This is a genomic window from Desulfomicrobium salsuginis, assembly GCF_054657795.1.
Genome location: NZ_BAAHYA010000001.1, coordinates 126169 through 145749, shown reverse-complemented (window position 1 = coordinate 145749; position 19581 = coordinate 126169). Strand labels below are relative to the sequence as shown.

Annotated in this window: 17 protein-coding genes; 5 read left to right on the top strand and 12 right to left on the bottom strand. The window is 67.0% G+C overall.

All coding sequences use genetic code 11. From position 1 onward, the window contains the following. Window positions 1–4: 4 nt before the first annotated feature. The 4 genes from ACYQ3G_RS00605 to hybA form a co-directional block, all read right to left on the bottom strand. Window positions 5–2110 carry a transglutaminase-like domain-containing protein gene (locus tag ACYQ3G_RS00605; RefSeq protein ID WP_459821377.1) on the bottom strand — a complete coding sequence of 702 codons (2106 nt, stop codon included), beginning with the start codon at window positions 2108–2110 and terminating at the stop codon, window positions 5–7. A 101-nt stretch (window positions 2111–2211) separates the two neighbouring features. Then, window positions 2212–4398 carry a tetrathionate reductase family octaheme c-type cytochrome gene (locus ACYQ3G_RS00600; RefSeq protein WP_459821374.1) on the bottom strand — a complete coding sequence of 729 codons (2187 nt, stop codon included), beginning with the start codon at window positions 4396–4398 and terminating at the stop codon, window positions 2212–2214. Then, window positions 4395–5558, bottom strand: a complete 1164-nt coding sequence (nrfD, locus tag ACYQ3G_RS00595; protein ID WP_459821372.1) for an NrfD/PsrC family molybdoenzyme membrane anchor subunit — start codon at window positions 5556–5558, stop codon at window positions 4395–4397. Before nrfD ends, ACYQ3G_RS00600 begins: the two co-directional genes overlap by 4 nt. A 4-nt stretch (window positions 5559–5562) precedes the next feature. Then, on the bottom strand, window positions 5563–6453 hold the full coding sequence (gene hybA, locus ACYQ3G_RS00590; RefSeq protein WP_459821370.1) for a hydrogenase 2 operon protein HybA: 891 nt from the start codon (window positions 6451–6453) through the stop codon (window positions 5563–5565). Between the two features lie 124 nt (window positions 6454–6577). On the opposite strand from hybA, the gene ACYQ3G_RS00585 reads away from it, so the two are divergent. The 4 genes from ACYQ3G_RS00585 (at window position 6578) to ACYQ3G_RS00570 (ending at window position 11010) form a co-directional block, all read left to right on the top strand. Continuing rightward, window positions 6578–7249 carry a Crp/Fnr family transcriptional regulator gene (locus ACYQ3G_RS00585; RefSeq protein ID WP_459821368.1) on the top strand — a complete coding sequence of 224 codons (672 nt, stop codon included), beginning with the start codon at window positions 6578–6580 and terminating at the stop codon, window positions 7247–7249. 133 nt (window positions 7250–7382) lie between these two features. Further along, a complete protein-coding gene (gene murJ, locus ACYQ3G_RS00580; protein WP_459821366.1) occupies window positions 7383–8918 on the top strand; it encodes a murein biosynthesis integral membrane protein MurJ in 1536 nt (511 codons plus the stop codon). A 75-nt stretch (window positions 8919–8993) separates the two neighbouring features. Further along, complete coding sequence (locus ACYQ3G_RS00575) at window positions 8994–10217, top strand: LL-diaminopimelate aminotransferase (protein ID WP_459821364.1); 1224 nt, start codon at window positions 8994–8996, stop codon at window positions 10215–10217. A gap of 1 nt (window position 10218) precedes the next feature. Then, window positions 10219–11010: a tRNA1(Val) (adenine(37)-N6)-methyltransferase gene (locus tag ACYQ3G_RS00570; RefSeq protein ID WP_459821362.1), complete on the top strand. Its 792-nt coding sequence runs from the start codon at window positions 10219–10221 to the stop codon at window positions 11008–11010. Window positions 11011–11043: 33 nt separating this feature from the next. On the opposite strand, the gene ACYQ3G_RS00565 is transcribed toward ACYQ3G_RS00570, so the two are convergent. The 3 genes from ACYQ3G_RS00565 to ACYQ3G_RS00555 form a co-directional block, all read right to left on the bottom strand. Then, on the bottom strand, window positions 11044–11184 hold the full coding sequence (locus ACYQ3G_RS00565) for a hypothetical protein (RefSeq protein WP_156902583.1): 141 nt from the start codon (window positions 11182–11184) through the stop codon (window positions 11044–11046). Between the two features lie 93 nt (window positions 11185–11277). Beyond that, window positions 11278–11943 carry a CBS and ACT domain-containing protein gene (locus tag ACYQ3G_RS00560; RefSeq protein WP_028577694.1) on the bottom strand — a complete coding sequence of 222 codons (666 nt, stop codon included), beginning with the start codon at window positions 11941–11943 and terminating at the stop codon, window positions 11278–11280. A gap of 107 nt (window positions 11944–12050) precedes the next feature. Then, window positions 12051–12863, bottom strand: a complete 813-nt coding sequence (locus ACYQ3G_RS00555; protein WP_459821359.1) for a carbon-nitrogen hydrolase family protein — start codon at window positions 12861–12863, stop codon at window positions 12051–12053. Window positions 12864–12889: 26 nt separating this feature from the next. Here ACYQ3G_RS00555 and larC point away from each other — a divergent pair, with 26 nt between their 5' ends. Then, window positions 12890–14050: a nickel pincer cofactor biosynthesis protein LarC gene (gene larC, locus ACYQ3G_RS00550; protein ID WP_459821357.1), complete on the top strand. Its 1161-nt coding sequence runs from the start codon at window positions 12890–12892 to the stop codon at window positions 14048–14050. Between the two features lie 62 nt (window positions 14051–14112). Here the strand turns inward: larC and ACYQ3G_RS00545 are convergent, their stop codons facing one another. The 5 genes from ACYQ3G_RS00545 to ACYQ3G_RS00525 form a co-directional block, all read right to left on the bottom strand. Next, entirely contained in the window at window positions 14113–14580 is a 468-nt protein-coding gene (locus ACYQ3G_RS00545) for a YaiI/YqxD family protein (RefSeq protein WP_459821355.1), read from the bottom strand. Beyond that, a complete protein-coding gene (locus ACYQ3G_RS00540; RefSeq protein ID WP_459821353.1) occupies window positions 14577–15833 on the bottom strand; it encodes a peptidase U32 family protein in 1257 nt (418 codons plus the stop codon). Before ACYQ3G_RS00540 ends, ACYQ3G_RS00545 begins: the two co-directional genes overlap by 4 nt. A 2-nt stretch (window positions 15834–15835) precedes the next feature. After that, complete coding sequence (locus tag ACYQ3G_RS00535; RefSeq protein ID WP_459821351.1) at window positions 15836–16705, bottom strand: PHP domain-containing protein; 870 nt, start codon at window positions 16703–16705, stop codon at window positions 15836–15838. A 104-nt stretch (window positions 16706–16809) separates the two neighbouring features. Then, window positions 16810–17028 (bottom strand): translation initiation factor IF-1, encoded by a 219-nt coding sequence (infA, locus tag ACYQ3G_RS00530; protein WP_028577699.1) that lies wholly within the window; start codon window positions 17026–17028, stop codon window positions 16810–16812. 115 nt (window positions 17029–17143) lie between these two features. After that, complete coding sequence (locus ACYQ3G_RS00525; protein WP_459821348.1) at window positions 17144–19318, bottom strand: response regulator; 2175 nt, start codon at window positions 19316–19318, stop codon at window positions 17144–17146. Between the last annotated feature and the right edge of the window lie 263 nt (window positions 19319–19581).

Sequence of the window (19581 nt, the reverse complement as noted above, 5' to 3'; positions counted from 1 at the left end):
GATGTCACTGGCCTGCCGCGTTCACGCCCTGGACGGTTTCATCGGTCACGGCGTCGGCGGTGACGGAGAACTCCTTGAGACGGACCGTGGCGCGCAGCCCCTCCCGGCGCGGCAGGACGAGCAGGTACGGCCCCGGCTGCAGGGCGCAGCGCAAGGCCTCCCCGTCCTGTTCCCACGGCAGGTCGTCCAGGGGGCGCAGGTGTCCCTTTTCGACCCGGGCCACGCCGAAATCGAGCAGTGGCCTGAGTTCCCCTTCTCCCGTCAGCCGCAGGGCCCCGCTGGCCGGGGCGCGGGGCTCCAGTTCCCAGAAGTTCCATTTCGCGCCGTCGAAGTATTCCAAGCCGTCGAAGTCGGGCTGGTAGCGGGCCGGCACGCCCAGGGCGCGCAGGGCGGCCGTGGCCAGGACGCCCTTGTCCATGGACGTGGCGAGGTAGCCCGCGGCGTGGGTCTGGGCCGGTGTGAGGGGGGAGCCCATGATGGACGGCTCCAGCTTTTCGAGCTTCTCGACCCGCTTGCGCACGGCCTCGACCTTGGACCGTACGGGTTGGGACAGGGAACCGCCGAGCCAGGGCAGCAGATCCGAGCGCCAGGGCGACCACGGTTCGAGATGGATGCGCGGGGAGAGGACGAAGCGCAGGAACGTCTCGTCGTCCACGGCAAGGCCCGCCTGTTCGGCGGCCCGCCGGGCTTCGAGGGCCAGCTCCGTCTCCCGGGCCAGAGCGTCCGGGTCGGCCTGCAGGAGGTCCTTGTCGTCCAGGGCTTCGAGCAGGGGGAGGGTCCAGGGCGAAGCCGGCTCGGACCTAAGAAGCCGCAGCCAGCCGGCCGCGCGGTCGCCCGCCAGGGCCAGGTTCTGGCGCAGGGGTTCCGGCAGACCCTGCAGCAGCGGGTCCCAGCGTTTCGCGCGCTCTTCCCGCAGGCGCCCCAGTTCCGGGCTGGGCGTGGCGTCGAAGGGCTCGGCGGACGCCTCGGGCGACGCGAATTGCAGCACGTCGGGCAGGGGGCGCGGGGAGTCCAGGGACAGGCGGATCTCCATGTCCTCCATGTCGCGGGTGTCGAGCATGGTCCAGGCCAGGAACTCGCCTGCGGAGCTTGAGACGAAAAAGACGCCCGGACCGAGGGTGGTCGCGGCCAGGCCGCGGTCGTCGGTCACGGCTTTGGTCACGGGCCGCACGCCGCCCAGGGAGTAGACGGAGAAATAGACATCGTGCCCCGGCACCGGTTGGTCGTGGGCCACGGTCACGCGGACCCGTACGGGCACGGGACGGACGTAGGGGGCCGTGTTGTCGGCCAGGGAATAGCCGGGACCGGTGCGGTACACCGAAGGGTCCGAGGACCGGCCGAAGACCAGTGCCGCCACCTTGGGCATGCGCGGGGCCTGGGCCGCGAACCAGGTTCGGTTCAGCTCGGAGAACTCCGTGCCGCTTTCCAGGAATTTCCAGCCGTCCTCGGTCCAGGCCTCGACCCAGGCGTGGTTGCCGTCGGCGTGCTGCCACCACGGGACCATGGCCTGGCGCACGGGCAGGCCGGCGGCCCTGGCCGCGGCGATGAACAGGATGTTGGTCTCCTCGCAGCGCCCCCACCCGGCGTCGAGGATGGACCGCACGCCCAGGTCGCGGCGCGAGGTTGGGCGGTACTGCGCCTTGGCGGCACACCACGCCCCCACGCGCGACAGTGCCTCCTCCATGCTTTCGGCCGTGGCGCACAGAGGCCCGAGCTCGCGGAAGAGCATGGCCCGGTTGGGCTGGAACGGCTCCTGGCTGGTGCGGTGGGGCAGGACGTAGTGCAGGAAGACGTCCCACGGCACGCGGGAGCCCCAGGGCATGAGGCTGCGGGCCAGGAAGGCGTAGTCGACGTTTTCGCGCAGGTCGGCGGCGGTCATGGACAGCCGGTCGGACAGGGGCAGGTTTTCAAGAAGGAAGGCGGCGGCCCTGGCCTGGTCCGAGCCCTCCGGGTAGGCCCGTGCGAAGGCGGCCATTTCCGCGGCGTTGGGGTTGGCGGAATCGGGGATGGCGGCGAGGGCAGTGGCGTCATGGGGCCTGGCGGAGGGCTTGGCGCAGCCGCCTGCCAGCAGGACGAGGACGAGAAGGGCCGGAAGGATTGCGGTTTTCATCATCCGGCGTGTACCGGCTTGTGTGCCGTGCTGTCCAGGTTTCCGGGACTGTTTGCGGGACCGGTCTGCGGAGCCTCAAGGCTCCGCAGGCCGACCGCGGATCACGGTTCGATGCGCCCCAAAGGCAGCTTCTTGAAGCGTCCGCCCTTGAGGATCGGATCCCCCTCGTAGCCCAGGGCTTTGAAGTCGATGTAGTCGGTGGCGTTGACCAGTCCGGCCACGTCACGCCCCTCGGCGAGCATTTTCGGGAAGTCCGTGCCCGCGCGGGTCAGCTTCCTGAAGTCGATGTCGCGCCTGTCCTGGTGGCAGCGGTCGCAGGTCTTCTCCCCGTCCAGGCTCTCGTGGCACTGTACGCAGGACAGGGCCATGTCCTTGGGCATGACCTCGTGCTTGATGCCCCAGTACATGTTCGTCCGGACCCATTTGTATTCTCCGCTGTAGGGCAGGCCCGCGGCCTTCATGCCGTCGACGAAGGCCTTCTGCCAGTCCAGGTTCTTCCAGTAGGCCGTCGTGTCGTCGGGCGACGTCGGGTAGAGGTGCGGGGCCAGCAGGTAGCCGTGCACGGCGTCGGCTGGCTGGATGCCGTCCATGAGTTTGAAGGGGAAGATCTTCGACGACGGGTCCTTGATGCTGCCTACGGGCGCGGTGATGTTCGTCCCCTTCATGCGCCGCTTGGCCTCGGCGGACGGGTTCTCGCCCGGAGCGAAACTGTCGGCGTCGGGCCTGATGGGGTCGCCCAGGAGCAGACGCTCCATGTAGCCGTTGTACCAGGCGTAGACGGGCTTCTTGGACTCCTTCCATTCGAAGCTGCCCTTCATCCAGTTGTAGTCCTCCATGCCGAACTTGTCCTTGACGGGCTGGCGGGACTTGTCGCCGGCCTCGGACCAGTCCCACCAGGTCTTGGTCGCCTTGCACTTGGAATAGACGGGCGAGTGGCAGGTGTTGCAGGCCACGGAGTCGGTATGCTTGTTGAGATGGAAATCGAGGATGCCGTTGCCGTAGTGGGGCCTGTTGGTGTGACAGTCCTCGCAGGTCCTGGAACCCTCGGCCACGGGCAGGGAGGTGCTGCGGCCCTTGATCTTGTGGTTCACGGTCTTGTGGCAGTCGGTGCAGGCGAAGTCATAGCCTCCCATGTGCACGTCGCAGTTGCGCTGGGGGTAGCGCAGGACCTCGCACATGTCCGCGTGCTTGACCGCGTCGCCGCCACCGCCCTGGAAATGGCAGTTGCCGCAGGTGTTGCGGTTCGTCTTGCCGACGTTCTCGGCCACGAACTTCAGGTCCACCTCGGGCGCGGGCATGCCGGCCGCAGGGGGCGCCTTGTGGTAGCTGTCCGTGGTGTCGTGGCAGACCAGACAGTCCACCCTGGTCATGTCCGTGAAGTCGAAGGTTTCGTCCTTCCAGCCGTAGCCCGCATGGCAGGAAGTGCAGCGGGGCCAGTTGGACGGCAGGGAGATGCAGAAGTTGTTCATGGTGTCCGTGGCCTTTCCGCTCATGACCTTCTTCTCGCGCTCGACGGTGAAGGGCGAGGGCCCCTTCCACAGCCAGTGGGCGCTTTTGATCATGTCCTCGCCGGCCTGGGTGTGGCAGCGCAGGCATTCCGTGGTGACCTCGATGGGGGACGGGTCGGCGGGCAGCTTCACGAGCTCCTTGTGGTCCGGGACGCGCTTGGCGTGGCAGCCGACGCAGTCCACGGGTCCGCGGTTCATTTCCTGGTGGCAGCCCATGCACTGCTGATGATACGCCGCCTTGAGACCGATGCGTTCCGGATGGGCCGGGTTGAAGGCCTCCTGGTGGCAGGACCTGCAGGCCACGGTCTCGGACAGGCGGTCGGTTCCGGCGTCGGCCCCCTCGGGGCTGGCGTGGTGGCACAGGGCGCAGTCGCCGTTCAGGCTGGCCGCGTGCTTGGAATGCATGAAGCGGGCCGGGCCGTAGAGGTTTTCGAAGGTGTTGACCAGCGGGCTGTCCAGAATCATGTACGAGAATTTGATGTCCCCTACGCCCAGCCCCAGGTCCTTGAACCTGATTTGGCGTAGCTTGGGATCCTCGAGTCGGACCTTGGCCACGAAGTCCCGAGGCGCCCTGGCCCGTTCCAGGGCGGCGGAATGATCCGGAGCCGTCCAGCCGTCGGGCCGGGGGTTGGCCGGGGTGCGGATTTTCTCCGCCGGCCCCAGAGGCTTGGCCGTCTCGGGCGCCGTGGTGGCCGGGCCGGGCAGGAACACGGACAGGGCCAGGACGACGGCCGCCCCGATGACGGCCGTAACGAGGCGGGTGGGTGCGGTTGTCTTCATCGCGCCATTTCCTCCTGCTTGGGTGCGGACAGGACCGGGGCGTGGGTGGCCAGCACCCGGTACAGGAACATGATGGTGGCCACGGCCCCGGCGGTGACGAGGATTTCGCCGATGGACGGGAAGTACGGGATGGTCTGGGTCTGGGGCCTGTAGGACACCAGGAAGACGTTGACCCGGTTCAGGAGCACGCCGCCGACCACGAGCAGGGCGGCGAAGAAGAGGCCGCGTCTGGAGCGTCGCACCGCGGGGAAGAGGAGCAGGGTCCAGGGCAGGATCACGCCGAGGCCGACCTCGGCCAGGAAGCTGTTGGCCGCCAGGGATCCGTCGAAGGCCAAAGGCAGGGCGCCGCGATGCAGCAGGTCCCAGAGCTTGAGGGCCATGTACAGCCCCAGGGTCACGATGGTGAAGCGTGACAGGGGCGTCAGGACCTCCATTTCATGGTGCAGGGAAAGGGAGGTCGTGGCCAGGTTCGTCTCGACGATGACCATGGGGTACCCCACGGAGAAGGCCGAGAGAAGAAAGAGCAGGGGCAGGAAGGGTGTGTACCACAGGGGATGGACCTTGGTCGGGGCGATGACCATGAGGGTGCCCAAGCTCGACTGGTGCATGCAGGACAGGACCACGCCGAGGATGATGAAGATCCACATGAAGGCCGACAGCCTGCGGTCGAGCCAGCCCAGCAGCGGGATTTTCGCGCCCCATTTTTCGGCCAGGATCGGGACCATCTCGATCCAGAGCACGCTCAGGTAGACCATGACGCACATGGCCACTTCGAACAGGGCGGAATTGTAGTTGTGGAAGAAGACGGGCTTCCAGATAGCCCAGGAACGGCCGATGTCGATGAACACGGCGAAGGCCACGAACGTGTAGCCCAAGGCCGCCGTGAGCAGGGCCGGCCGCGTCACCGCCTCGTAGGCGTGGCGGCCGAAGACGTGGGCCAGGGCCGCAGTGGTGAAGCCGCCGGCGGCCAGGGCCACGCCCGAGGCCACGTCCAGGCCGATCCAGATGCCCCAGGGGTTGGTGTTGGACAGGTTGGTGGCGTATCCGAGGCCGTAGACGAAGCGGACCGCGAGGGCCGCGCAGCCGGCGATCATGAATCCGAGCATGACCAGCACGCCCGGGGACCAGAAGGGACGCTCGATGGGTCGGGGGTGATGCATGTGTCTACTCCTTGTCCTTGTGCCTGGAGGCGATGGTCTTCATGCTCAGGGCCAGGGCTCCGAACAGGACCACCGGCGACCAGAGGTAGCTGAACAGGGCGTGCTGGATGGTCTCGCTGCGCCGGGGCAGGGGCTCGTCGGGCACCGCGGGGAAGCCGAGGCGCTCGAAGGGCTGGCCCGCGATGTACAGCCAGCTCGTGCCCCCGGCTTCGTGTTCGCCGTAGATGTGGTTCTCGTACCGGGCCGGGTCGCTGTCGATGCGCTCCCTGGCCAGGCGCAGCAGCACGGAGCGGCGTCCGAAGGTGATGGCCTCGGTCGGGCAGATGGACGCGCAGCCGGGCATCTTGCCTTCCTCCAGGCGTTCCAGGCAGAAGGTGCACTTGCGCACCTGGGGGGTGAGGGGGTCGTGAAAATCGTAGGCCGGGATCTCGAAGGGGCAGGCGACCATGCAGTAGCGGCAGCCGATGCAGCGCGTGACGTCGTAGTGCACGGTGCCGTTCTCCAGCTTCGACAGGGCCCCGGTGACGCAGGCCGAGACGCAGGCCGGGTCCTGGCAGTGCATGCACTGGATCTTGACGAAGACGGGCGTCAGCTGCCCGCGATCGTTCAGGGCTCCTGGGTAGTAGCGGTTGACGACCGTGTAGGCGCCGGCGGTGGGGCGGCGCTTGGCGTCGAGCACGCGCATGTCCTCGAAGGGGGTTGCCGGTTCGGGCAGCGAGTTGACCTGGTTGCAGGCCAGTTCGCATTTGCGGCAGCCGATGCAGCGGGTCGCGTCCACGAGACAGCCCAGGGGGTCGTCCGGGGCCTTGGACTCCCAGGCATGGGCCGGCCCGGCCGCCATGGCCGCGATGCCGAGGCCCGCGGACTTGAGAAATTGCCGGCGGGGAATGCTCATACGTTCCTCCTTTTCGGTCGGGCGCCGCAGCTCTGCGGCCGCCAGGGTTTTGCAGTCTTGTACGGACACGGTATCCCGGGTACTGACAGTGTGCCTTGATGACGATCAAGTTGGGGAGGAAAATGTGGAAATCGTGCAGGCCATGGCAGGCATGGGACTTTTCGAGGGGCTCTCGGAGAGGGAGCTTTCGCAGCTGAGCCGGGGTGCCGGCTGGAGGACGTACGGCCCGGGGGAGTTCGTCTTTCATCAGGGCGAGGATGCCGACAGCTTCCACGTGCTCTACGCAGGCGTCCTCAAGCTCTTCCGCAGCACGGCCGAAGGGCGGGAACAGACCGTGTACCTGGCCGAGGACGGGGAACCCTTCTGTCTCTGCACGCTCTACGGTGCCAGGTCGCTCCCGGTCAGCGCCCTGACCATGGCTCCCTGCCGCGTCCTCGTCTTTGCCTGGGAACGCATGGAGGAACAGTTGCGCAGCTCCCCGCGCGTGCTTCTCAACATCGTGCGGATTCTCAACACGCGGCTCATGCATTCCTACCAGATGATTGAGGATCTGGGCCTGCGCAGCATCCACCAGCGTGTGGCCTCCTTTCTCGTGCACTCCGCGCGGGTTCGCGGCCAGGATGCGGCGCGGGTCACCCTGTCCGTCTCGCGGCAGGAAGTGGCCAAGATTCTGGGCACCACTCCGGAGACCGTTTCCAGGGTCTTGGCCCGCCTGTGCAATGACGGCCTGATCGAGGCCCGGGGCCGCGAGATTTCCATCCTGGACCTGCCGGCACTGACCGAAACCGCCGGGTAGCGGACGTCCGGGCCGGGCCCGGAGGAGCGGGGCACGTCCCTGTGGACGCGGCGGCGCGCTGCGGATACAGAGGGGCGGTTCCGGGCGACGAGCCGGAATCGTGCCGCATCGCCTTCAGCCTCCGGGGAGTTACGTGTCCACCAACAGAACTATCGTCAGAAACGCCTCCATCGTCTCCGGCGCGACCATGCTCAGCCGCGGGCTGGGGCTCGTGCGGGACCTGATCATGGCCTATACCCTGGGCGCGTCCGTGCTGGCCGACGCCTTCTTCGTGGCCTTCCGCGTGCCCAACCTGCTCAGGAGCCTCTTCGCCGAAGGGTCCCTGACCATGGCCTTCGTGCCGACCTTCGTGCGCGTGCGGCAGGAGCAGGGGGACCGGGCGGCCTTTGTCCTGGCCCGCTCCATTCAGTTCTGGCTGGTCGTCATTCTGGGACTCCTGACTCTCCTTGTCCTGCTTTTTCCCAAGGCCGTGACCCTGCTCATCGCCTCGGGCTTCGCGGCCAAGCGACCCGATATGTTCGAGCTGACGGCTTCCCTCGTGCAGATCTGCTTCCCCTACATCCTGTTCATTTCCGGCGTGGCCCTGTGCATGGGCGTGCTGAACAGCATGGGCCACTTCCTCGTGCCCGCACTGGCGCCTTGCATCCTGAACATCGTGCTCATCGCGGCCAGCCTCCTGGCCATAGCCGTGGGCGGGAACGTGGCCGTGTACCTGGCCTGGGGCGTGCTCGTGGCGGGCCTGGGACAGTGGCTCCTGCAGCAGCCCATCCTGCGCGCCAAGGGGTTCTCCTGGGCCGGGCCCGTGGAGCCCCTGAGCCCGGGTGTGCGCCGCATCGGCGTCCTGATGCTGCCGACCATCCTGGGCTCGGCCGTGTACCAGATCAACATTCTCATCGGCACCGGCATGGCGTCCTTCCTGCCCGAAGGGTCGGTCTCCTACCTCTACTACGCCGACAGGCTTTTCCAGTTCCCCCTGGGCGTCTTCGGCGTGGCCGTGGGCGTGGCCACCCTGCCGTCCCTGTCCTCCCTGGCCGCGCCCGAGCGGCGGGAGGAGTTCAGGGACACGCTGGCCTCGTCCCTGGGCCTGACGCTGTTCGTCAACCTGCCTGCGGCTGCCGGTCTGGCCGGGCTGTCGCTACCACTGGTGGAGCTGCTCTTCGGTCGCGGGCAATTCTCGGAGGCCGCGGTGCACGGGACGGCCCTGGCCCTGCTGGGCTTCGTCATCGGCCTGCCCGCCTTTTCGAGCGTGCGATCCCTGGCCTCGGCCTACTACGCCCTGGGCGACACGCGGACCCCGGTGCGCGTGGCCATGGGCTGCCTTGTGGTCTACGTCGCCACGGGCTTCGTCTCCATGCAGTATCTGGGGCACGTGGGACTGGCTCTGGCCTCGTCCATGTCGGCCTGGGTCAACGTGCTGCTGCTGGGGTATTTCCTGCGCCGCCATCTGGGGCCCTGGTTCCGGGTGGGCCGCGACCTCCTCGCGTCCCTGGGCCTGAGTTTCGCGCTGCTGGCCGGATGCTGGGCCAGCACGGGGCTTGGGCGCGTCAGCCTGCTCCTCATCCCGCTGTGGGCGGCGGCGTACATGGCCCTGGGCCTTGGCCTGGGCGTGAGCCAGGCCCGCCTTTTCGCCGACGTCCTGGGCCGCCGCCTGGGTCGCGGCAAGGCCTGACTTGAACAACGCCGGCTTTGCCGCTAGACGTTTCTTTTTCGACGAACCGCCAACTCCCCCAGAAGAGGACCGCATATGATCCGCATCAACGAGAACTACCTGAAGCTCAAGGCCTCCTATCTGTTCGCCGACATCGCCCGCCGCGTGAGCGCATTCCAGCAGGCCAACCCGGACAAGAAGATCATCCGCCTGGGCATCGGCGACGTGACCCAGCCCCTGCCGGGGGCCGTGGTGGATGCTTTCCACCAGGGCGTGGACGAGATGGCCGACGCCGCCACCTTCCGCGGCTACGGTCCCGAGCAGGGCTACGACTTCCTGCGCGAACTGATCGCCCGCGAGGATTTCCAGTCCCGCGGCGCCGACGTCGCGGCCGACGAGATCTTCGTCAGCGACGGCGCCAAGTGCGACACGGGCAACATCCAGGAGCTTTTCGCCGGCGACATCCGCATCGCCATCCCCGACCCGGTCTACCCCGTCTACGTGGACACCAACGTCATGGCCGGCCGCACGGGCGGCAGCGTGAACGGCCGCTACGAGGGCCTGGTCTACCTTGACGGCACCAGTGCCAACGGTTTCATCCCGGCCCTGCCCGACCAGCCCGTGGACCTCATCTACCTGTGCTACCCCAACAACCCCACGGGCGCGACCATCACCAAGGCCCAGCTCAAGGAGTGGGTCGATTACGCACGGCAGCACAAGGCCCTGATCCTTTTCGACGCGGCCTACGAGGCCTTCATCCGCGACCCCGAGCTGCCCCGGTCCATCTACGAGATCGAGGGCGCGCGCGAGGTGGCCATCGAGTTCCGTTCCCTGTCCAAGACCGCGGGCTTCACGGGCACGCGCCTGGCCTTCACCGTGGTGCCCAAGACCTGCATGGCCTGGGACGCGCAGGGCAACGCCCACAGCCTGCACGCCATGTGGAACCGCCGCCACACCACCAAGTTCAACGGCGTGTCCTACCCCGTGCAGAAGGCCGCTGCGGCCGTCTACTCGCCCGAGGGCAAGGCCCAGGCCACGGCCCTGGTGGATGGCTACCTGCGCAATGCCGGCATCATCCGCAATGAGATGACGGCCCTGGGCTACGAGTGCGTGGGCGGGGAGAACTCCCCGTACGTCTGGATCGACGGCAAGATGGGCTCGTGGGACTTCTTCGACATGCTCCTGAACAAGGCCGCCGTGGTCTGCACGCCCGGCGCCGGCTTCGGTGCCTGCGGCGAGGGGTATATCCGCATCTCGGCCTTCAACAGCCTGGCCAATGTCCAGGAAGCCATGGAGCGGCTGCGCTCCGTACTGAAGTAGGATGGACGGGGCGGCTGTCGGTCTGGCCCGGGAGCGGTTTCCGCGAGGGCTGTCCCAGCCGCCGCACGGATTCCGTTTTTCTCTCGACGCGCTCCTGCTGGCGGCCTTCGCCGGCCGGGAGCGGGTGCGGGGCCGGGTGCTCGATCTGGGCACCGGTTGCGGGGTGGTGGGGCTCGGTCTGGCCCTGGACCACCCCGATTTTTTTGGGGTCGGTCTCGACGTGAATCCGGGCATGCTTACACATGCCCGGGAAAACGCCCGCCGTCTGGGCCTTGCGGACCGCTTCGCCTTTCTGGCCGGGGATGTGCGCAGGCCCGCCTGCCTCGCGCCCGAGAGCGCGGATCTGGTGCTGTGCAATCCGCCCTACCGTGATCCGTCCAGTGGCCGGGTCTGTCCGGACGCGTTCAAAACCATGGCCCGGTTCGAGGCCGGGGCGTCCCTCGCCGACTTCGTCCGCGCCGCGGCATGGGCCGTGCGCAACCGCAAGCACTGCGCCTTCATCCACCTGGCCGAACGCGCCGACGAATTGCTCCATCTGCTGCGCCAGGCGCGGCTCCAGCCCAAGGAAATCCTCTTCGTCCACCCGACTCTCCACAGCCCCGCCCGTCTGGCGCTGGTCCGCGCCCTGAAGAACGGCGGCCCGGGCCTGACCGTGGCCGCGCCGCTCATCCTGCACGAAGGGGAGGGGGAGAGTTCCCGGCTGACAGCCGGCGCCCTGGCCTTCTGCCACCGCCTGGCCTGCAACGCGGGCGGCGGCGAGGGCGGGGCGCAGGGCAAAAAAAACCCCGCGTGACGCGGGGCCGGGAGGCGTGAAACGCGGCCGGAGCTATCTGCTCATGCGGCCGATGATGAACGAGATGATGGCCGTGGCCACCAGCAGCCCGATGACGTAGTCCGTGTCCAGGGCGATCTGCAGCGTGTTGATGATCTCGTTTAAGGTGTCCTTGATAGGGTAGTGCTCTTCCATGGGTTCTCCCGAAAGTTTCCTGTTTGCGCCGCTCACGAAACGAGGCCCGCGGATGCTTCCGCGGGCCTTTGCGTTGCGGGTGGTGGTTGCCGTCTAGTTGATGCTGTCCCGGACCCAGAACATGAGGTCGTACTTCTCGCTCAGTTCCTTCTTCAGTTCGTTCAGCACGGATTTTTCCATGTCCATGACGCGCAGGAAGACCTGCCTGTATCCGTCCTCGACCTTGTCGTAGGACGTCAGGATGGAGATGACCCTGGCCTTGTGGCCGCGCAGGCAATCGAGCACTTCCTTGAGGGTTCCGCGCTGGTCCGGCAGCTTGAGGCCGATCTGGATTCCGCCGTGGTAGATGCCGGTGATGCTCAGGAGTACCCGGTAGACCTCGTTCTGGGTCATGATGCCCACGAGTTCTCCCTGCTCGTTCAGGACGGGCAGGCCGGAGATCTTCTTGTCGTGCATGATGGCCGCGCACTTCACGACCGTGTCCGTGTCCAGGATGGTCAGCGGATTGGGGCTCATGATGTTTTTGACCTTGATCTCCGAGAGCAGGTAGTAAAGCTCGTGCACGTCCAGGGTCGTGGCCTTGGAGGGGGAAGCTTCCTTCACGTCGCGGTCGCTCAGCATGCCGACGACCTTGCCCTTGTCGTCGACCACGGGCAGGCGGCGAATGCCCTTTTCCTTCATCAGCTTGGCTGCGCGCATCATGGAGGTTTCGGGGTCCACCGTGATCACGTCCTTGGTCATCCAGTCCTTGATAATCATATTGTGTCTCCTTGGAAGCGGTGGTGTACGCCCTTGGTCAAGCGCGTGCGTACAAGGTCATGAATGCATGTAAGTAAGTGGATGCATAATGTCTTTTGATCATGTCGTCAAAGAATCTCTGCCGAATTGTCCGGAACTTCGGCATACACGTCCGGGCGCCGGTGGTTCAGCGCAGGTATCGTCCGGCGGATTTCAAGGACGGTCTGAAGATCGACGTGCCCGGGGACGAGCCCCTCGCTCCGCTCGTCCGCGACCGTGACTTTGCCCGTGGGGGTGACGAAGATCGAGCGGCCGCCGAAGGGGAAGGCGCCCTGTTTTCCGACCTTGTTCGCGCCCAGCAGGCAGCACTGGTTTTCCACGGCCCGGGCCACGCACAGGGGCTCCCAGACGCCGATTCGCGCGCGGGGCCAGGCTGAGGCCAGCAGCAGAGCGTGGCAGCCGGACAGGGCCATGGTCCGGAAAAGTTCGGGGAAGCGCAGGTCGTAGCAGACGGCCAGGCCGAAGCGCACCCCGTCCAGGTCGAAGGTCACGAGCTTGCGGCCCGGGATGAAGACGCGCGTCTCGTCGGCGTCGTCGCCCTTGAACAGGTGGACCTTGCGGTACTGAGCCAGGATGGTCCCGCGGGGGCCGAAGGCGACCAGGGCGTTGAAGAGCCCGTCCTCCCCGGGCAGGCAGACGCCGCAGACCAGACAGACCCCGCATTCGGCGGCCAGGCCGAGGAGGCGTTGCCGGACCAGGGGCCACGAGCTGCCTCCGAACTGGCCGATGGCGGGCATGTCGTACCCCAAATCGGCAATTTCGGGGAAGAGCAGGAGCCGGCAACCGGCCTCGGCTCCGGCGCGGGCATGGGCGGCGATGGCGTCCAGGTTGCCCTGCACGTCGCCGGGGATTGTGGCCATTTGAACTGCGGCGACTTTCATGGCATGCACCCTCCGAGCAGCACAACGTGAACCTGGGGAGAAACATGCCCGAGTTGCATCTTGATTGTCCAGTCGGCATTGCCGGCGACATGTTCCTGGCGGCCATGGCCGGTCTGGGCGTTGATTTTGAGCCCCTGGCGGAGGCCTTCGGTCGGGCCGGGCTGGAGGTGTCCATCGTCGCCGGGGAGGCGCGGGACAAGGGTGTCGTGGGCAAGCGCATGGAGATCGGTTCCGCCGGGGAGCAACCTCTGCGCCATCTGCACGACCTGACGGACATGGTCCGCAGGATGCCCCTGTCCGAGGCGGTCAGGAGCGGGGCCGAAGCAGCCTTCGTCCGCCTGGCTGAGGCCGAGGCCGCGGTCCACGGCTGCGGGCTTGAGGATGTTCACTTTCACGAGGTCGGGGCCGTGGACACCCTGGTCGACGTGGTCGGCGCCTTCTTCGCCCTGGAAGCCCTCGGCGTGACGCGCGTGACCTGTTCGAGCCTGCCCTGGTTCACGGGCACCGTGCGCTGCGCACACGGCCTCATGCCGCTGCCAGCACCGGCCACGGCCGTGCTCCTGCAGGGCAAGCCGGTCTATCCCACGCAGTTCGACAGGGAGATCGTCACTCCCACCGGCGCGTTGCTGCTGGACCGCCTGGTCGACGAGTTCGCCGAGGGGCCCACGGGCCGCCTGCTGGCCTGCGGCCTGGGACTGGGAAACATGGAACTCGGGGTGGTCAACGGACTGCGCGCCTTCCTGCTGGAAGCCGGCGGCCCCGTCATGGAGCGGATCATGGTCCTGGAGACAAACGTGGACCACCTGACGGGGGAGGAGATCGGCGGGGTGTTCGGGGAGTTGCTGGCGGCCGGGGCCCTGGACGTGCTCTTCCTGCCCGGCGTGATGAAGAAGAACCGCCCCGGAGGGCTGCTGCAGATTCTGTGCAGGCCCGAGGATCTGGCGCGCATCCGGGACCTGGCCTTTGCCCAGACCATGAGCCTGGGCCTGCGCATCACCGAGACGCGCCGGGCCGTGCTGCCCCGCGCCGCGACCACCCGCCCCACTCCCTGGGGCGACCTGCCCGCCAAGGAAACGACCGTGGACGGCGAACGCTACGCGCGCCCGGAGTTCGAGGCCCTGCAGGCCCTGGCCCGCCGCACGGGCCGCTCCGTGACCCAGCTGCGCTACCTCCTGGGCGAAGACTGAACGTCCATCCCGTCCATTTCGTCCATAAGGTCCATTCCGTCCAACAGGCCGGTCCCCGCCGCTCAGTACCCTCGCGCCCGCAGAAGCCTGTCCAACTGGTTGGAAAACTCCTGCCGGTCCTTGGGCCGCAGGGCCGACGGCCCGCCCGTCATGACGCCGCTGCCGCGCAGCTCGTCCATGAAATCGCGCATGGTCAGGCGGCCGCGGATGTTCTCGGAGGTGAAGACCTCGCCCCTGGGGCTCAGGCCCGTGCCGCCCTTTTCGATGACCCCGGCGGCCAGGGGGATGTCCGTCGTGACCACCAGATCCCCGTCCCCGGCCAGATGGATGATGGCCTCGTCGGCCTTGTCGAAGCCGGAGCCGACCTGCAGAAATTCGATGCGCTCGGATTTGGGGACCGCGAAGCGGGAGTTGGCCACCAGCACGAGACTGACCCCACGCTTGTCGGCCGCCCGGTAGAGGATGTCCTTGACGATTCGGGGGCAGGCGTCTGCGTCCACCCAGATGCGCATGGCGGGGGCGTCGCTCATGTGCCGCGGATTCCGTAGGCTTCGGGATGGGCGGCGCGCAGGAACAGGCCCGGTTCCAGGTCCGGATGGCCGCACCTGAGCGTCACCCGCATTCCGCCGTGGGCCGTGTCCAGCTTCAGGCCCTCGGCGTTCTCCACGCCGTAGTCGCCGGGGCGCAGGACCGGACGCCGCAGGCCCGACAGCAGGAGCTCCAGGGGCGCGCCGGTTTCGAAGCGGTGCTTGACGTCCATGATCCAGCCGTCGTCCCCGGCGGGCTCCACCAGCCGTCCCACGATGTTCTTGGTCAGCTCGCGGGACAGGGCCGGGCGCAGCGTCACGGGTTCGGGCGTGAAGAAGGCCGAGGACAGGGGGCGGGTGGCCAGCTGCTGCAGTTCCTCCAGGTAGAGGCCGGGGCGAAAGGTCCCGGCCGCGAGGTCGTCCAGGGCTGTGCGGTACACGTCCGTGACCTGGGCCAGGTAGGACGGGGTCTTCATGCGGCCTTCGATCTTGAGGCTTGTGATCCCGTTTTGGCGGAACCACTGCAGGTACTTGATCAGGCAGAGGTCCTCGGCAGCCATGACCTGGCTGAACTCCCCGTCGCACCTGACCTCCCACGTGTCCCTGCCGGGGCGCAGGCGCTCCTCCAGCCGCACGGCCGTGACCGCGTAATCGTAGCGGCAGGGGTGAGTGCACTGGCCGAGGTTGCCGGAGCGGTCCGTCAGGTGGGCGGAGAGCAGGCAGCGGCCCGACACGGCCATGCACATGGCGCCGTGCACGAAGACCTCGAATTCGAGGTCGGGCACCTTGGCGACCATGGCCCGGATGCGGGACGCGTCCAGTTCGCGGGCCACGTTGACGCGGCGCGCGCCCAGGTCGCGCCAGAAGGCGGCCGCGGCGGAATTGGAGGTGTTGGCCTGGGTGGAGATGTGGATGGGGATGTGCGGCGCGCGGCGCCTGGCCATGGCCGCGATGCCCGGGTCGGCGATGATGACGCCGTCCACGGCGATGTCCGCCAGTTCCTCCAGGTAGGCCTCGACTCCGGCCAGATGCTCTTCGCGGGCCAGGAGGTTGAGGGCGAAATAGACCTTGGCGCCCTTGCCGTGGGCCAGTTCCACGGCGCTGCGCAGTTCCGGGAAGGAGAAGCCTTCGGTCTTGGCGCGCAGGCTTAGGGCGCGGCCGCCCAGGTACACGGCGTCGGCGCCGTAGGCCAGGGCCGTGGCGAGCTTGTCCGGGTTGCCGGCCGGGGCGAGAAGTTCGGGGAGCGGTTTGGGCATGGTCAGGAGCAGGACGGAAGGGTCAGACCCTGCGCCGCGCGACGTTCCTTCATGCGCCGCACCAGTTCGTAGGACGGGCGCAGTCCGCCCTTGCCGCGTCCCAGGGCGATGCCGGGCTTGTTGTCGCCGTGAAAGTCGGACCCGGCGCTCGGCAGCAGGTCGAGCCTGCGGCAGAGGTCGGCGTAGGCGTTGGTCTGGGCCTGGGTGTGCATGGAATAGAATACCTCCACCCCGTCGAGCCCCCAGTCCTTGAGCTCCCTGACCACCTCTTCGAGACTCCTGCCCTGCGGGCGCAGGGTGCAGGGGTGGGCCAGAATGACCGTGGCGCCTTCGCCCTTGAGCAGTTCGATGCCCTGGCCGGGCAGGAGCTTCTCCTTGGGGGCGTAGCCTTTGGTCCCCGGCCGCAGCCAGTTGAGAAACGCGTCCTGGAAGTTGACGGCCACTCCCTTGGCCACCAGAAGCTGGGCGATGTGCGGCCGCCCGACGCTGCCGCCGGCGATCGCCTCCAGTTCGTCGTAGGTGACCTGTACCCCGTACCTGTTGAGGTTGCCGATGATGGCCTCGTTGCGCTGTCTGCGCAGCACGGTCAGGCGGTCCAGGGCCGCCTGGAGCCTGGGCGACCGCAGCGGGAGCCACAGCCCCAGCAGGTGCATGCTGCCGTGCTCCGACTCGACGCTCAGCTCGCAGCCGCCAATGACCTCAAGCCCCAGTTCGCTCCCGGCGGCGCAGGCCTCAGGCAGCCCCTCGACCGTGTCGTGGTCCGTCAGGGCGATGGCCTTGAGGCCGGCCCGCACGGCTGCGGCGATGAGTTCCGCGGGGCGGAGGGTGCCGTCGGAGGCGGTGGAGTGGGTATGCAGATCTATTTCAGCCATGGGTACGGGGTACGGCAGGTGTTGCGTGATGACAAGGCGGAAGTGGACAATAAAAAACCGGCACGCACCGGAAAGGCGCGTGCCGGGAACTCGTGCGCGGGGGATTACTTGAAGCGGTAGGTGATTCTGCCGCGGGTCAGGTCGTACGGAGAAAGCTCGACCTTGACGCGGTCGCCGGGCAGGATGCGGATGTAGAACTTGCGCATCTTGCCGGAAATGTGCCCGAGCACCTGATGTCCGTTTTCCAGACGTACCAGGAACATGGCATTGGGCATGGCTTCCTCGACGACACCTTCGACTTCAATTGACTCTTCCTTGGCCATATAAAACGAATACCTTCTTACGTGTTTTCAGGAGTTTTTGGTTAAAGCCAGCACTCCTTACCCGCTTGATGCGCAAATGACAAGGCCGGATATGCCCCGGCCCGGCCGGTGCCCGTCAACGCGGCACCCTTCGGGAGCCGGTCGCGTTCTCGATGGCCGCGGTCAGGGCGTGGAAGTCCATGGGCTTGGCGATGAAGTCGTTCATCCCGGCCGCCAGGAAGCGCTCCCGGTCCCCGAGCATGGCGTTGGCGGTCACGGCGATGATCGGGGTTTCGGCATGAGCCCGGAATTCGGGCGCGTTGCGGATGATGCGGGCCGTTTCCACCCCGTCGAGGCCGGGCAGGTGGATGTCCATGAGAATGCAGTCGAAGCCCGATTCCTGCAGCGTGTGCAAGGCCTCCAGGCCCGTGTCGGCCACGCTCACGGCGTATCCGGATTTTTCGAGCAGGGCTTTGGAGGTCTTCTGGTTGAACAGGTCGTCCTCCACGAGCAGGATGCGATGCCCCGACCGTTTTTCCGCACCGGTCGGCAGTGCCGGCGCATCCTCCTGTTCGTCGGCCAGGCCGAAGGGCAGGGTCACGGTGACGGCCGTGCCTTCGCCCGGCCAGCTCCGGGCTTCGATCCGGCCGCCCATGAGTTGGACCAGGCGGCGGACGATGGCCAGGCCCAGGCCCACGCCGCGGTTGCAGGCCTGGGTGAGTTGCTCGAATGGCTCGAAGATGACGCCCAGCTTGTCCTCGGGGATGCCGCAACCGCTGTCGCAGACGCGGAAGGCCACGTTCAGCCTGCTGCCGGCATCGGAACCCAGGAGCATCGCCTCGACGCGCACGAAGCCGCGTTCGGTGAACTTCAGGGAATTGCCGATGAGGTTCAGGAGAATCTGCCGCAGGCGCGTCTCGTCGCCGACAAGGCGGTCCGGCAGGAGCGGGTCGAGTTCGAAGCTGGTGCGCACGTCCCTGCGGGAGCTGACCGGCTTGAAGATGTCCAGGACCGAGCGCCTGACCTCGCTCATGGAAAAGGGGGATTCCTGCAGGGTCAGCTTGCCGGCCTCGACCCTGGAGAGGTCGAGGATGTCGGACAGAAGCCGCGTCATGCGCCGAGCCGCCTGGGTGGCCATGTGTATGTATTCGCTCTGTTCGGCGTCCAGACTCGTGGTGTTCATGAGCTGTAGCATGCCGAGTATGCCGTTTAAGGGGGTGCGGATCTCGTGGCTCATGTTGGCCAGGAATTCGCTTTTGGCGTCGCTGGCCGCCTGGGCCTTGAGGCCGGCCAGCCGCAGGGACTCCTCGACTTCCCGGCGCAGGCCGATGTTGACGAGCATGCGCGCGAACATGGCCAGGAGGGTGTACTCGTCCTCGCAGAACGGCCGGGCCTGCCGGACGGAGTCGAAGCCGACGCAGCCGATGCACTGCTCCCCGCGCAGCAGGGGCACGGTCATGAGGCTCCTGATCCCCTGCGGTTCGAGGGTGCTCCGCAGGGGCCCTGGGGGCAGGGCCGCGACGTCCTCGACATGGTGGGGCCGGCCGCGGGTCAGCTCCGCCAGGCCTTCGCCGATCCGGTCCAGAGGCAGTTCCCGCAGGTTCTGGATTTGGGCGTGTATGCCCTCGGCGCACCATTCGTGGGTGTTGACGGCGATGCCGCGGTCGAAATGGAACTCAAAGATGTAGGCCCGGTCGGCGTCGACGAACCTGCCCATCTCCTCCAGGCAGCCGTGGATGGCCGCGTCGACCTCGTCCAGGGGGATGTTGATGCAGGTGGCGGCGACATTGACCAGGATGCGCTGGAAGAGAATCCGCCTTTTGGCGCTCTCTTCAGCCAGCTTGCGGGCCGTGATGTCGCGGACCACGACCAGCACGCCGCTGCATCGGTTCTCCTGATCGAAAAGGGGGCTTTTGGTCGTGCTGACCCAGATGGGCTGTCCGGAGCCTTTGGCCTGTTCCTCGATGTTGCGGGGGGCGAGACCCTCCATGACCTGCGCGTCCAGAGCCTGGTACGCGGCGGCCAGGTCGGGCGGGAACAGGTCGAAATCGGTGCGTCCGAGGATCATCGCCTCGGGCTTGCCGAGAAACCGGCACATGGCCGGATTGACGGCCCTGTAGACGCCGCAGGTGTCCTTGATGGCCACAATCTCCTGCATGGCCGCCAGAATGGCCCTGCCGGAAAGGTTGCGGAGCGTGCTCGACGTGTCGGCCCCAGCCGCCGGGCCGCCGGGTCCGGGCCACCTCGTGCCTTTGACGCCTTCTCCGGTTTCGGATTGGTGCAGTTTGCCCGGGTCCGTCTCGAATGCCATGCTTCCCCCCCACTGAAACTGCGACGCAATGTGTCGGGATGTCCGTACTCGGCATGCGCGTATGACAACATCTTCCGCAAGTGTGTGAAAAGAGCCGGTCCGGCAAGTTTTGGGAAAATTGTCATACGACACTCATGTACCATGAGCATTACAGCAATACACGTCGGGTTTCAATGCAGACGATCATGAAATGGTGCATTTTGATCAGGTGCATGAACGCTGAAGCGTCATTCCCTTCCTCGGGAAGTGCGCATGCACTGTGC